At 67.9% G+C, this 13,907-nt stretch carries 11 protein-coding genes; all 11 read left to right on the top strand.

The features are described from left to right. Positions 1 to 19: 19 nt before the first annotated feature. The 11 genes from uvrB (at position 20) to CCK91_RS05610 (ending at position 13,894) form a co-directional block, all read left to right on the top strand. Complete coding sequence (uvrB, locus tag CCK91_RS05660) at positions 20 to 2,086, top strand: excinuclease ABC subunit UvrB (RefSeq protein WP_056777426.1); 2,067 nt, start codon at positions 20 to 22, stop codon at positions 2,084 to 2,086. 79 nt (positions 2,087 to 2,165) lie between these two features. Next, a complete protein-coding gene (gene uvrA, locus CCK91_RS05655) occupies positions 2,166 to 5,057 on the top strand; it encodes an excinuclease ABC subunit UvrA (RefSeq protein ID WP_086473270.1) in 2,892 nt (963 codons plus the stop codon). Between the two features lies 1 nt (position 5,058). Next, complete coding sequence (uvrC, locus tag CCK91_RS05650; RefSeq protein ID WP_255377986.1) at positions 5,059 to 6,984, top strand: excinuclease ABC subunit UvrC; 1,926 nt, start codon at positions 5,059 to 5,061, stop codon at positions 6,982 to 6,984. Positions 6,985 to 7,018: 34 nt separating this feature from the next. After that, a complete protein-coding gene (gene rapZ / locus CCK91_RS05645) occupies positions 7,019 to 7,900 on the top strand; it encodes an RNase adapter RapZ (RefSeq protein WP_086473269.1) in 882 nt (293 codons plus the stop codon). A gap of 124 nt (positions 7,901 to 8,024) precedes the next feature. Further along, complete coding sequence (gene whiA, locus CCK91_RS05640) at positions 8,025 to 9,002, top strand: DNA-binding protein WhiA (protein ID WP_064296921.1); 978 nt, start codon at positions 8,025 to 8,027, stop codon at positions 9,000 to 9,002. 155 nt (positions 9,003 to 9,157) lie between these two features. Continuing rightward, complete coding sequence (locus CCK91_RS05635; protein WP_064296922.1) at positions 9,158 to 9,784, top strand: superoxide dismutase; 627 nt, start codon at positions 9,158 to 9,160, stop codon at positions 9,782 to 9,784. A gap of 124 nt (positions 9,785 to 9,908) precedes the next feature. Continuing rightward, on the top strand, positions 9,909 to 10,916 hold the full coding sequence (gap, locus tag CCK91_RS05630; protein ID WP_086473268.1) for a type I glyceraldehyde-3-phosphate dehydrogenase: 1,008 nt from the start codon (positions 9,909 to 9,911) through the stop codon (positions 10,914 to 10,916). Between the two features lie 136 nt (positions 10,917 to 11,052). After that, positions 11,053 to 12,270: a phosphoglycerate kinase gene (locus CCK91_RS05625; protein ID WP_086473267.1), complete on the top strand. Its 1,218-nt coding sequence runs from the start codon at positions 11,053 to 11,055 to the stop codon at positions 12,268 to 12,270. After that, complete coding sequence (gene tpiA / locus CCK91_RS05620; RefSeq protein WP_086473266.1) at positions 12,258 to 13,061, top strand: triose-phosphate isomerase; 804 nt, start codon at positions 12,258 to 12,260, stop codon at positions 13,059 to 13,061. The genes CCK91_RS05625 and tpiA overlap by 13 nt, the downstream gene beginning before the upstream one ends. 135 nt (positions 13,062 to 13,196) lie before the next feature. Beyond that, on the top strand, positions 13,197 to 13,445 hold the full coding sequence (gene secG / locus CCK91_RS05615; protein ID WP_056005661.1) for a preprotein translocase subunit SecG: 249 nt from the start codon (positions 13,197 to 13,199) through the stop codon (positions 13,443 to 13,445). A gap of 86 nt (positions 13,446 to 13,531) precedes the next feature. Beyond that, a complete protein-coding gene (locus CCK91_RS05610) occupies positions 13,532 to 13,894 on the top strand; it encodes an RNA polymerase-binding protein RbpA (RefSeq protein ID WP_064296926.1) in 363 nt (120 codons plus the stop codon). Positions 13,895 to 13,907 lie beyond the last annotated feature (13 nt).

Below are 13,907 nucleotides of genomic sequence, written 5' to 3'. Positions count from 1 at the left end.
TCCTCCGTAGACTCGGAGCATGGAACCAACACGCGCCGTCCGCCCCTTCGAGGTGATCAGCGAGTACGAGCCGAGCGGCGATCAGCCCGCCGCCATCGAGCAGCTGTCCGGGCGCATCAACGCCGGCGAGACCGACGTCGTCCTGTTGGGCGCCACGGGTACCGGTAAGTCCGCGACGACCGCCTGGCTCATCGAAGCCGTCCAGCGCCCGACGCTCGTCCTGGCGCACAACAAGACGCTCGCGGCCCAGCTGGCGAACGAGTTCCGCGAGCTCATGCCGAACAACGCGGTCGAGTACTTCGTCTCCTACTACGACTACTACCAGCCCGAGGCGTACGTCCCACAGACCGACACCTTCATCGAGAAGGACTCGTCGATCAACGCCGAGGTGGAGCGGCTGCGGCACTCGACCACCAACTCGCTGCTGAGCCGTCGCGACGTCATCGTCGTGTCGACCGTGTCGTGCATCTACGGTCTCGGTGCGGCGGAGGAGTACCTGGAGGCGATGGCGGCGCTGCAGGTCGGGCAGAACATCGGGCGCGACCGCCTCATCCGCAAGTTCGTCGGTATGCAGTACAACCGCAACGACGTCGACTTCTCGCGCGGCAACTTCCGTGTGCGCGGCGACACCATCGAGATCATCCCGGTCTACGAGGAGCTCGCGATCCGCATCGAGTTCTTCGGCGACGAGATCGAGGCCCTCTACGCCCTGCACCCGCTCACCGGCGACGTCGTGAAGAAGCTCGACGCGGTGTCGGTGTTCCCGGCCTCCCACTACGCCGCCAGCCCGCAGACGATCCAGCGCGCCATCGGCACCATCCAGGAGGAGCTGGCGGAGCGGCTCCAGTCGCTCGAACGCGAGGGCAAGCTCCTCGAGGCCCAGCGGCTCCGCATGCGCACCACCTTCGACCTCGAGATGATGCAGCAGATCGGCTTCTGCTCCGGCATCGAGAACTACTCGCGCCACATCGACGGCCGCTCGGCCGGCGAGGCACCGAACTGCCTCCTCGACTACTTCCCCGACGACTTCCTCACCGTCATCGACGAGTCGCATGTCACCGTCCCGCAGATCGGCGCGATGTTCGAAGGCGACGCCTCCCGCAAGCGCACCCTCGTCGAGCACGGGTTCCGACTCCCGAGTGCGATGGACAACCGCCCGCTCCGGTGGGACGAGTTCAAGAACCGCGTCGGCCAGACGGTGTACCTCTCGGCGACGCCGGGCAAGTACGAGATGGGCATCGCGGACGGCATCGTCGAGCAGATCATCCGCCCGACCGGCCTCGTCGACCCGGCGATCATCGTGAAGCCCTCCAACGGCCAGATCGACGACCTCCTCGAAGAGATCCGGGTCCGCGCCGAGCGCGACGAACGTGTTCTCGTGACCACCCTCACCAAGAAGATGGCGGAGGAGCTCACCGACTTCCTGACGGAGGCCGGCGTGCGCGTCCGCTACCTGCACTCCGACGTCGACACCCTGCGTCGGGTCGAGCTGTTGAGCGAACTCCGGCAGGGCGTCTACGACGTCCTCATCGGCATCAACCTCCTGCGCGAGGGGCTCGACCTGCCGGAGGTCTCGCTCGTGGCGATCCTCGACGCCGACAAGGAGGGCTTCCTCCGCTCGTCGACCTCGCTCATCCAGACCATCGGCCGTGCCGCCCGCAACGTGTCCGGCGAGGTCCACATGTACGCCGACGTCCTGACCGACTCGATGAAGCGCGCGATCGAGGAGACGGACCGTCGCCGCGAGAAGCAGGTCGCCTACAACGAGGAGCGCGGGATCGATCCACAGCCGCTGCGCAAGCGGATCGCCGACATCACCGAGGCGCTCGCCCGGGAAGGCGCCGACACCGCGGCACTGCTCGCCGGACGCGACAACGGCAAGAAGAAGAGCCCGACGCCGAACCTGCGTCGGGAGGGCATCGCCGCCGAGGGCGCGAACGACCTCGAGTCGATCATCGCCGACCTCAACGCCCAGATGCTGGCCGCTGCGGCGGAGCTCAAGTTCGAACTCGCCGGCCGTCTCCGCGACGAGGTCTCCGAACTCAAGCAGGAACTGCGACAGATGGCCAAGGCCGGGCACATCTAGTCCGCCGCTTCGCTGAGAGCGCAGTACCACAGACGCCGCTCGGGAGTCCGGTGTCGGTGGTGCTGCGTAGACTCGAAGGGTGTCAATTGCCAAGGTAGATCACCACTCCACGCTCAGCGTCCGCGGTGCCCGCGTTCACAATCTTCAGAACGTCGACCTCGAGATCCCTCGCGACTCGCTCGTCGTCTTCACGGGTCTCTCGGGCTCGGGGAAGTCCTCACTCGCCTTCGACACGATCTTCGCCGAGGGCCAGCGACGCTACGTCGAGTCGCTCTCGGCGTACGCCCGCCAGTTCCTCGGTCAGGTGGACCGCCCGGACGTCGACTTCATCGAGGGCCTGAGCCCCGCGGTCTCGATCGACCAGAAGTCCACGAACCGCAACCCCAGGTCGACCGTCGGGACGATCACCGAGGTCTACGACTACATGCGGCTGCTCTGGGCGCGCATCGGCGTCCCGCACTGCCCGGTCTGCGGCGAGGTCATCCAGCGCCAGACGGTGCAGCAGATCGCCGACCAGCTGATGGAGCTCGAGGAGCGACGCCGCTACCAGATCGTCGCCCCCGTCGTGAGCCAGAAGAAGGGCGAGTTCGTCGACCTCTTCAAGGAGCTCTCGGCCAAGGGCTTCGCGCGTGCCATCGTCGACGGCGAGGCGATCCAGCTCGCGGAACCGCCGACCCTCAAGAAGCAGGTCAAGCACGACATCGCGGTCGTCGTCGACCGCCTCGTCGCCGGGCCCGAGATCCTCGGTCGCCTGACCGACTCCCTCGAGACGGCACTGCAGCTCACCGACGGCCTCGTGACGATCAACTTCGTCGACGAGGAGGGCGACGACGCCTGGCGCACCTTCTCCGAGAAGCTCTCCTGCCCGAACAACCACCCGCTGCAGCTGACCGAGATCGAGCCGCGGACGTTCTCGTTCAACGCCCCGTTCGGCGCCTGCCCGGAGTGCTCGGGCCTCGGCACGCGCATGTCGGTCGATGCGGAACTGCTCCTCGGCGACGAGGAGCTCAGCATCAACGAGGGCGTCATCGTCCCGTGGACCACCCAGGGCAAGGGGCTCTACCAGTACTACGAGAAGCTGCTCGACGGGCTGGCCCGCGACCTCGACTTCTCGCTCGACACCCCCTGGCGCGACCTGCCTTCCACGGTCCAGGAGGCGGTGCTCCGCGGCGACAACTTCAAGGTCAAGGTCAAGTGGAAGAACCGCTTCGGCCGCGAGATGAGCTACTCCTCGGGCTTCGAGGGCGTCATCCCGTACATCGAGCGTCAGTACCTCCAAGCCGACACCGACAGCCAGCGCGTGCGCTGGTCCGAATACCTGCGCGAAGTCCCGTGCCAGGTCTGCGGCGGTCGTCGCCTGAAGCCGGAGGTCCTCTCCGTCCTGATCCACGACCACAACATCGCCGAGGTCGCCGAGCTGAGCCTCTCCGACGCCCGCGCGTTCATGGACCGCCTCGAGCTGAGCGACCGCGAGGCCCACATCGCCGCGCAGGTGCTCCGCGAGATCAAGGTCCGACTCGACTTCCTGATCCAGGTCGGACTCAACTACCTCGATCTGGCCCGGACCGCCGGCTCCCTCTCGGGCGGCGAGGCGCAGCGCATCCGCCTCGCGACGCAGATCGGCTCGGGACTCACCGGCGTGCTCTACGTCCTCGACGAACCGAGCATCGGCCTGCACCAGCGCGACAACCGCCGCCTCATCGAGACCCTCGTGGCCCTGCGCGACCTCGGCAACACGCTGATCGTGGTCGAACACGACGAAGACACCATCCGCACCGCCGACTGGATCGTCGACATCGGTCCCGGCGCGGGCGTCAACGGCGGCCGTGTCGTGCACTCCGGGTCGTACGAGGCGCTCGAGGCCAACACCGAGTCCCTCACCGGTGACTACCTCTCCGGCCGCAAGGCCATCGAGATCCCGGCGAAGCGTCGTCCGATCGACACGAAGCGTCAGATCCAGGTGATCGGAGCGCAGGCCAACAACCTGAAGAAGGTCAGCGCGGACTTCCCGCTCGGGGTCCTCACCGCCGTCACCGGCGTGAGCGGCTCCGGGAAGTCCTCGCTCGTCAACGACGTCCTGTACCGGGTCCTGGCGAACAAGCTGAACGGCGCGCGCAAGCTGCCCGGCAAGCACACCAGGGTCACGGGTCTGGAGCACCTCGACAAGGTGGTCCACGTCGACCAGGCGCCAATCGGCCGCACCCCGCGCTCGAACCCCGCCACGTACACGGGCGTCTTCGACAAGATCCGCAACCTCTTCGCGGAGACGCAGGAGGCCAAGGTCCGCGGCTACCTCGCCGGACGGTTCAGCTTCAACGTCAAGGGCGGCCGCTGTGAGGCCTGCTCGGGCGACGGCACGATCAAGATCGAGATGAACTTCCTGCCCGACGTCTACGTCGCCTGCGAGGTGTGCGGGGGAGCGCGGTACAACCGCGACACCCTGACCATCCACTACAAAGGCAAGAACATCGCCGAGGTCCTCGACATGCCGATCGCCGAGGCCGCCGACTTCTTCGAGCCGATCTCCTCGATCCACCGGTTCCTGAAGACGCTCGTCGAGGTCGGCCTGGGCTACGTCCGTCTCGGCCAGAGCGCCACGACGCTGTCCGGCGGCGAGGCCCAGCGCGTCAAGCTCGCGACGGAGTTGCAGCGGCGGAGCAACGGGCGCAGTGTCTACGTCCTCGACGAGCCGACCACGGGTCTGCACTTCGAAGACGTCCGGAAGCTGCTGCTCGTCCTCGGCGGGCTCGTCGACAAGGGCAACACGGTCATCGTGATCGAGCACAACCTCGACGTCATCAAGTCCGCCGACTGGCTCATCGATATGGGCCCCGAGGGTGGAGCCGGTGGCGGGACGGTCCTCGCCACCGGAACACCCGAGCACCTCGCGACGGTCCCCGGCAGCCACACGGGCTTCTTCCTGAACGAACTGTTCGAGGCAGAGGCCGGCGGCAGCCGCAAGGCGGGCTGACGTGGTGGCCGTCCGCGGCGGAAGTGGTCTGGCGTACCGGCCGAAGGCGGGGGAGATCCCCACCATGCCCGGCGTGTATCGCTTCAGCGACGACTCGGGCCGGGTGCTCTACGTCGGCAAGGCGATGAACCTCCGCGCGAGGCTCAGCAACTACTTCGCGCCCCTGCACACGCTGCACGAGCGAACGCGCCGCATGGTGACGACCGCGACCGGGGTCACCTGGACGACGGTCGGCAGCGACGTCGAGGCGCTGCAGCTCGAGTACACGTGGATCAAGGAGTACGACCCGCCGTTCAACGTCAAGTTCCGCGACGACAAGTCGTATCCGTACCTCGCGGTCACCCTCGGTGACGAGGCGCCGCGCGTCATGGTCACCCGGAACACCCGGATCCCGGGGGCCAAGTACTTCGGTCCGTACCCGAAGATCTGGGCCGTCCACGACACGGTCGACCTCATGATCAAGGTCTTCCCGATCCGCACCTGCTCCGACTCGGCGTACAAGCGGGCCATGGCCTCGGGGAAGCCCTGTTTCCCCGGTCAGATCGGGCGGTGCGGCGGCCCCTGCTCCGGCAAGGTCACCATCGAGGAGCACCGCGCGATCGTCGACGACTTCGTCTCGTTCATGGTCGGCAACGACCGCCGCTTCACGACGCGCATCACCGCCGACATGAAGGCCGCCGCGGCCCGCCAGGACTACGAGTCCGCCGCCGTCTACCGGGATCAGCTCCAGGCGCTCGACCAGGTGCTCGCGAAGAGCGCGGTCGTCCTGCGCGACGCCGTGGACGCCGACCTGTTCGGCATCGACCACGACGAGCTCGCCGCGTCGGTGCAGCAGTTCATCGTCCGTGGCGGCCGCATCCGCGGTGTGCGGTCGTGGACCGTCGACAAGGAGCTCGACATGTCGACCGCCGAGCTCGTCGACAGCGTCGTCCAGCGGGTGTACGCCGCCGCGAGCGGGACCGAGGTCCCGCGGGAGGTACTCGTCCCGGAACTGCCGGACGACGCCGAGAGCCTCGAGGACTGGCTTGCCGAACGCCGCGGCTCGAAGGTCGCCCTCCGCGTCGCCCAGCGTGGCGAGAAGGCGACGCTCATGGAGACCGCGGTCGTCAACGCCAAGCAGGCCCTCATGCTCTACAAGACCCGGCGCAGCTCCGACTTCGTCGCCAGGACCCAGGCGCTCGAGGACATCCGCGACGCGCTCGGGATGCCCGAGGCACCGCTGCGGATCGAGTGCTTCGACGTGTCGCACCTGAGCGGTACCAACATCGTGGCGTCGATGGTGGTCTTCGAGGACGGGCTGTCCCGCAAGGACGAGTACCGTCGCTTCGGCGTCGCCGAGTCCACCGACGACACCGACTCGATCTACCAGGTCGTCTCTCGGCGACTCGCACACCTCACGTCGTCCGAGCCCGTCGAGACGGTCGACGAGACCACGGGGGAGCGCAAGCGCCGGAAGTTCACCTATCCGCCGCAGCTCCTCATCGTCGACGGCGGGCAACCGCAGGTCGCCGCTGCCGCACGTGCTCTGGAGGAGTCCGGCCTGACCGGGATCACCCTGTGCGGACTGGCGAAGCGACTGGAGGAGATCTGGTTGCCCGACGACCCGTATCCGGTGATCCTGCCGCGGGGGAGCGAAGCGCTGTTCCTCCTCCAACGTGTCCGCGATGAGGCGCACCGGTTCGCCATCAGCTTCCAGCGACAGAAGCGGAAGCGCGACATCTCGACCGTCCTCGGCGAGATCCCGGGGCTCGGTCCGGCGAAGGTCCGCGAGCTGCTCAAGCACTTCGGATCCGTCGCCCGCCTGAAGACCGCGACGCCGGCCGAGATCACCGAGGTCAAGGGCATCGGCGACAAACTGGCGGCCACGGTGCACGAGGCGTTGACCTCCGGCTCCGCACAGCCCTCGCAGGCCTCGCGGAATGGGTAGGCTGGGACTTCAGACCTTCGAGGAAAGCGTGTCGATGACCCCGGGCCAGCCGCAGCACCAGCAGGAAGTCCTCATCGTCACGGGGATGTCCGGCGCCGGACGCTCCACCGTCGCGAACGCGCTCGAGGATCTCGGCTGGTACGTCGTCGACAACCTGCCCCCGCAGATGCTCCGTCCCCTCGTCGACCTCGCCGAGCGCGCCGGATCACGTCTGCCGCGGATCGCCGCGGTGGTCGATGTCCGCGGCCGCGACTTCTTCAGCGAGCTGCAGGAGATCGTGCCGGCGCTCCGGGGCGGGACACACCTCCGCATGATCTTCCTGGAGGCGACCGACGCGGCGCTCGTCCGCCGGTTTGAAGCCGTCCGCAGGCCGCACCCGCTGCAGGGCGAGGGAACGATCCTCGACGGCATCGTCGCGGAGCGTCACCGACTGAGCGAGATCCGTGAGTCGAGCGATGTCATCATCGACACGAGCGACCTCAACATCCACCAGCTCGCCACGACCACGCGCGAGCTCTTCGCCGGCGCGGAGACACCGGGTGTCCAGGTCACCGTGCTGAGCTTCGGGTTCAAGTACGGCCTGCCGCCCGACGCCGACCTCGTCGCCGACATGCGGTTCCTCCCGAACCCGTTCTGGGTTCCGGAGCTGCGTGCGTTGAGCGGTCAGGACCCCGAGGTCAGTGAGTACGTGCTCTCGCAGACCGGAGCCGCCGAGTTCCTCGAGGGCTACGCCCACGCCCTCGAACCCGTCCTCGCCGGATACCAGCGTGAGAATAAGCGTCACGTAACGATCGCCGTCGGCTGCACAGGGGGCAAGCACCGCTCGGTCGCGGTCGCCCTCGAGCTCGCCGACCGGCTGCGGAACCAGTCCGGCGTCGCCGTGCACGTCCGGCACCGAGACCTCGGGCGCGAATGACGCCCCTGGGCCCGACGCAGCCGCGGCGGAGCCCGAACGGTCCGAGGCACCACGCCTCCGGATCGCGAACATGCAGGATCGACGCCGCACTCCGACGGCGCGATCACGACAGATAGGAACCACCGTGGCCCTCACCGCCGACGTCAAGAACGAACTGGCGCTCGTCCGCGAGACCCGCAACTCGGTCCGAGCGGCCGAGCTCGCGTCCCTGCTCCGCTTCTCCGGCGGACTCCACACGATCTCCGGACGCGTGGCGATCGAAGCCGAACTCGACAGTCCGACCCTCGCCCAGCGGGTGCGTCGCGACATCGGCGAGCTCTACGGGATCCGCAGCGAGATCCTGGTGCAGAACCCCGGCAGCTCCGGCAAACCGAGCCTGTTCGTGGTGCGCGTCATCGAGGGCGGCGAGACCCTCGCCCGGCAGACCGGACTCCTCGACGCCCGACGGCGTGCGGTCCGCGGGCTACCGAACCGGCTGACCACCGGGTCGCGCGACGAACTCGCCGCTGTCTGGCGGGGGGCGTTCCTCGCGACGGGGTCCCTCACCGACCCCGGTCGATCCGCGTCACTCGACGTCGTGTGCCCCGGCAACGAGTCCGCGATGGCGCTCGTCGGTGCCGCCGGCCGCATCGGTGTCTCCGCGAAGGCACGTGAGGTGCGCGGCATCCATCGTGTCGTCATCCGCGAAGGCGACGCGATCAGCGGCATGCTGTCGCTCATGGGGGCCACCGGCACCGTCACCTCCTGGGAGGAGATGCGGCAGCGCAAGGAGGTCCGGGCGACCGCGAACCGCCTCGTCAACTTCGACGACGCCAACCTGCGCCGCTCCGCCCAGGCGGCCGTGGCGGCCTGCGCGCGCGTCGAACGCGCCCTCGAGATCCTCGGCGACGAGGTCCCCGACCACCTGCAGTACGCCGGTGCCCTGCGCCTCGACCACCGTGAGGCCAGCCTCGACGAACTAGGCCACTTCGCCGACCCTCCCATGACGAAGGACGCCATCGCCGGCCGCATCCGGCGCCTGCTCGCCATGGCGGACAAGCACGCGAGCGATCTCGGCATCCCCGGCACGGACGCCAACCTCCCAGCGGATTACGAGGACTGAAACAGCTCGTGAAGCCTCGCCGACCCGCCATCGTCGCGGTTCGTCATCCTGGGAACAAGCCCCGACTCCCGACGGTTGCCGCTCACTAGACTGGGTGATGACGCTCAGAGCCGTGTGCAGACAGCGCACGGGACAACACGAGGAGATCACGAAGAATGGCTGTTTACTCACTGCCCGAATTGCCGTACGACTACAGTGCGCTCGAGCCGCACATCAGTGCGACCATCACCGAGCTCCACCACGACAAGCACCACGCCACCTACGTGGCCGGTGCGAACACGGCCCTCGAGAAGCTCGCTGAGGCCCGCGACGCCAACGACTTCACGAACGTCAACAAGCTTGAGAAGGACCTCGCGTTCAACCTCGGCGGTCACGTCAACCACACCATCTGGTGGAACAACCTCTCCCCGGACGGCGGCGACAAGCCGACCGGCGAGCTCGAGTCGGCCGTCGACGAGTACTTCGGCAGCTTCGACAAGTTCCAGGCGCACTTCACCGCCGCGGCGCTCGGCGTGCAGGGTTCCGGATGGGCCGCGCTCACCTGGGACACCCTCGGTCAGCGCATCAACATCCAGCAGTTCTTCGACCAGCAGGGCAACTTCCCGGCCGGCACCGTCCCGCTGCTGCTGCTCGACGTCTGGGAGCACGCCTACTACCTCGACTACAAGAACGTCCGCGCCGACTACGTCAAGGCGTTCTGGAACATCGTCAACTGGGCCGACGTCCAGGCACGCTTCGAGGTCGCGCGCAAGCAGACCAACGGCCTGCTGGTACTGTCGTAGTTGACCGGTCCGTCCCGGTCCCACGGGCCGGGACGGACCACCTTCCTCCTCACTCGGGGAGGGCGCTCACTCCGAGCAGACCGTACAATCGCGCCGTCTGGCGCCTCAGTATCAGGAGTCATCTGTGTCCGTCAAGATCGGCATCAACGGCTTCGGCCGCATCGGCCGCAACTTCTTCCGCGCCGCCCTCGCCAAGGGCAGCGACCTCGAGATCGTCGCTGTCAACGACCTCACCGACAACAAGGCGCTCGCCCACCTCCTGAAGTACGACTCCATCACGGGTCGTCTGGACGCGACGGTCGAGCTCGACGGCGACAAGATCATCGTCAACGGCAAGCCCATCATCGTGCTCGCGGAGCGCGACCCCGCAGACCTCCCCTGGGGCGAGCTCGGCGTCGACATCGTCATCGAGTCGACCGGTCGCTTCACGAAGTCCGACGACGCCCGCAAGCACATCACCGCCGGCGCCAAGAAGGTCCTCGTGTCGGCTCCCGCCACGGGCAGCGACGTCGCCACGATCGTCCTCGGCGTCAACGAGGGCACCTACGACGCCGCGACGCACGACATCATCTCGAACGCGTCCTGCACGACGAACTGCCTCGCGCCGCTCGCGAAGGTCCTGCTCGACAACTTCGGCATCGAGCGTGGCCTCATGACCACGGTCCACGCCTACACCGCCGACCAGAACCTGCAGGACGGCCCGCACAGCGACCTCCGTCGTGCACGCGCCGCCGCCGTCAACATCATCCCGACCTCCACCGGTGCAGCCAAGGCACTCGGCCTGGTCATCCCGGAGCTCGTCGGCAAGCTCGACGGCTACGCTCTGCGCGTCCCGGTCCCGACCGGTTCGATCACCGACCTCACGGTCGAGCTGACCAACCCGGCCACCGTCGAGGAGATCAACGCCGCGTACAAGACTGCCGCAGAGGGCCCCCTCAAGGGCATCCTGAAGTACACCGAGGACCCGATCGTCTCGAGCGACATCGTGACCGACCCGCACTCCTCGATCTTCGACGCCGGCCTCACCAAGGTCATCGGCTCGCAGGTCAAGGTCGCCTCGTGGTACGACAACGAGTGGGGCTACTCGAACCGCCTCGTCGACCTCACCGAGTACGTCGCGGACCGCCTCTAACCGACCGGCTGTCTGCAGCACTCCTCACCCGAGCAGCCAGACGCCGCATGGTCCGAACGGGCGTCCTGAATCATCTTCAGGGCGCCCGTTCGGCTTCGTCGGTGGTCGTGGCTCAGCGCAGAGAAAGACCCTCCTCATGACCCTCCGCACCCTCGACTCGCTGGGCGACCTCAGCGGTCGCCGAGCCGTCGTCCGCCTCGACCTCAACGTTCCGCTCAAGGACGGCGTCATCACCGATGACGGCCGCATCCGCGCGGCACTCCCCACCCTCAACGCGCTCATCAACCAGGGTGCGCGTGTCGTCATCGTCTCGCACCTCGGCCGCCCAGACGGCACACCCGACGCGAAGTACAGCCTTGCGCCCGTGGCGCAGCGGTTGTCCGAACTCCTCGGCAAGCCCGTGACCTTCGCCGCCGACACCGTCGGCAGTGCCGCGACCGACGCCGTCGCCGCGCAGACCGACGGTGACGTCGTGCTGCTCGAAAACCTGCGCTTCAACTCGGCCGAGACCAGCAAGGACGCCGGCGAACGCGAGGCGTTCGCCGCCAAGCTCGCCGCGTTCGGCGACGTCGTCGTCTCCGACGGCTTCGGTGTCGTCCACCGGAAGCAGGCGAGCGTGTACGAGCTCGCGAAGCTGCTCCCGAGCGCTGCCGGGCTGCTCATCGCCGCCGAGCTCGAGGTCCTCGACCGTCTCACCGAGGGCCCGGAGCGCCCCTACACCGTCGTCCTGGGCGGCTCGAAGGTGTCCGACAAGCTGGGCGTCATCGGCCACCTGCTGCCGCGCGTCGACTCGCTGCTCATCGGCGGTGGCATGTTGTTCACCTTCCTCGCCGCCCAGGGGCACGCCGTCGGTTCGAGCCTGCTCGAAGCAGACCAGATCGAAACCGTCCGCGGGTACCTCGCGAAGGCCGACGAGCTCGGAGTGACGATCGTCCTGCCGACCGACGTCGTCGTCGCCTCGGCGTTCGGTGCCGACGCCGAGCACGTCGTGCGCCCGGCCGACGCCATCGAGGACACCCCGTTCGGTGCGTCAGGACTCGGACTCGACATCGGACCGGACACGGCTGCAGCGTTCGCCGAGATCGTCGCCGCGTCCAAGACGGTGTTCTGGAACGGCCCGATGGGCGTGTTCGAACTCGCGCCCTTCGCCGCCGGTACGCGCGCGGTCGCTGAAGCACTCACCCGCACGGACGGCCTGAGCGTCGTCGGTGGCGGTGACTCGGCCGCAGCGGTTCGTGCGCTCGGCTTCGATGATGACCAGTTCGGTCACATCTCAACTGGTGGCGGCGCCAGCCTCGAGTTCCTCGAGGGCAAGCGCCTGCCTGGACTGGAGGTCCTCGGATGGCAGCAGTAACCCCCGGGCGCACGCGTGTGCCCCTGATCGCCGGCAACTGGAAGCTCAACCTGGACCACCTCCAGGCGATCGCCCTCGTCCAGAAGCTCGATTGGACGCTGAAGGACGGCAAGCACGACTACGCCGACGCCGAGGTGGCCATCTTCCCGCCGTTCACGGACCTCCGCTCGGTCCAGACGATCGTCGCCGCCGACAAGCTCAAGCTGGCCTACGGCGCGCAGGACCTGTCGCAGCACGACTCGGGCGCTTACACCGGTGAGATCTCCGGAGCCTTCCTCGCGAAGCTCGACTGCCGCTACGTGCTCGTCGGACACTCCGAGCGCCGCACCCTGCACAACGAGACCGACGAGGTCGTCCAGGCGAAGACGGCGGCAGCCGTGCGACACGGCCTCGTCCCCGTCATCTGCATCGGTGAGACCGCCGAAGACCTCGAGGAACACGGCCCGTCGGCCGTCCCCGTGGCGCAGCTCAAGGCGGCCATCGAAGGACTCGCACCGGACGCGGACATCGTCGTGGCCTACGAGCCGGTGTGGGCCATCGGTTCCGGTCAGGCGGCGACGCCCGACCAGGCGCAGCAGGTCGCAGCCGCTCTACGCAGCACGCTCGCCGAGGTCCTCGGCGACGAAGCGGCGCAGCGCACGCGGATCCTGTACGGCGGTTCGGTGAAGGCCTCGAACATCGCTGGCTTCATGCGCGAACCCGACGTCGACGGTGCCCTCGTCGGCGGTGCGAGCCTGCTCGCCGAGGAGTTCGCCGGGATCGCCCGCTTCTCGCAGCACGTCGGACTCTGACCGACCTGCTGCACCAGCAGCACCGACACGGCTCGGCCCGCGGCACCAGCCGCGGGCCGAGCCGTGTCCGCTGAACCGTCGAGGTATACTGGACGGCGGTTCAGCCCCTCTGAACGCGAATGCGAAAGGTCTCACGTGGAGATTCTCCAGGTCATCCTGCAGGTGCTGCTCGGCATCACCAGCCTCCTGCTCACCTTCCTGATCCTGCTGCACAAGGGCCGCGGCGGCGGTCTGTCCGACATGTTCGGCGGCGGCTCCTCCAGCAACCTTGGTTCGTCAGGGGTCGCCGAGCGCAACCTCAACCGCTTCACCGTCATCCTCGGCCTGACCTGGGGTGCCTGCATCGTCGTGATCGGGCTCCTGACGAAGTTCGCCGCCGCCTAGACCGGCCGCGAAGCCCCGTTCCCGGGGACGCAACTCGACGCACCACACCCGAACCACTCTCGACAGTACGAGAAAGAGGAAACACCATGGCATCAGGCGGAAGCGCTATCAGGGGATCACGCGTCGGCGCCGGTCCCATGGGCGAGCAGGACCACGGCTACCACGCGGACCGCATCGCCATCTCCTACTGGGACGCCCTCGGCAACGAGACCGTCCGCCACTTCGCGGCGAACGTCCCCGACGAGGAGATCCCGGAGACGATCGACTGCCCGACGTCCGGCCTGCCGGCCGGTCGCGACAAGGCGAACCCGCCGGAGGTCGCGAAGCTCGAGCCGTACAAGACCCACCTCGCCTACGTGAAGGAACGACGCACGGAGGAAGAGGCCGAGCAGCTGCTCGAAGAGGCACTCCAGCAGCTCCGGGCACGCCGCGGTACGGCAGCGAAGTAGTCGGACAGCACCA

The sequence above is a fragment of the Plantibacter elymi (nom. nud.) genome, from assembly GCF_900177795.1.
In the GTDB taxonomy this organism is placed as follows: Bacteria; Actinomycetota; Actinomycetes; order Actinomycetales; family Microbacteriaceae; genus Plantibacter; species Plantibacter elymi.
Note: the sequence above shows the minus strand (reverse complement) of the source record. Positions and strands in the feature narration are given on the sequence as shown.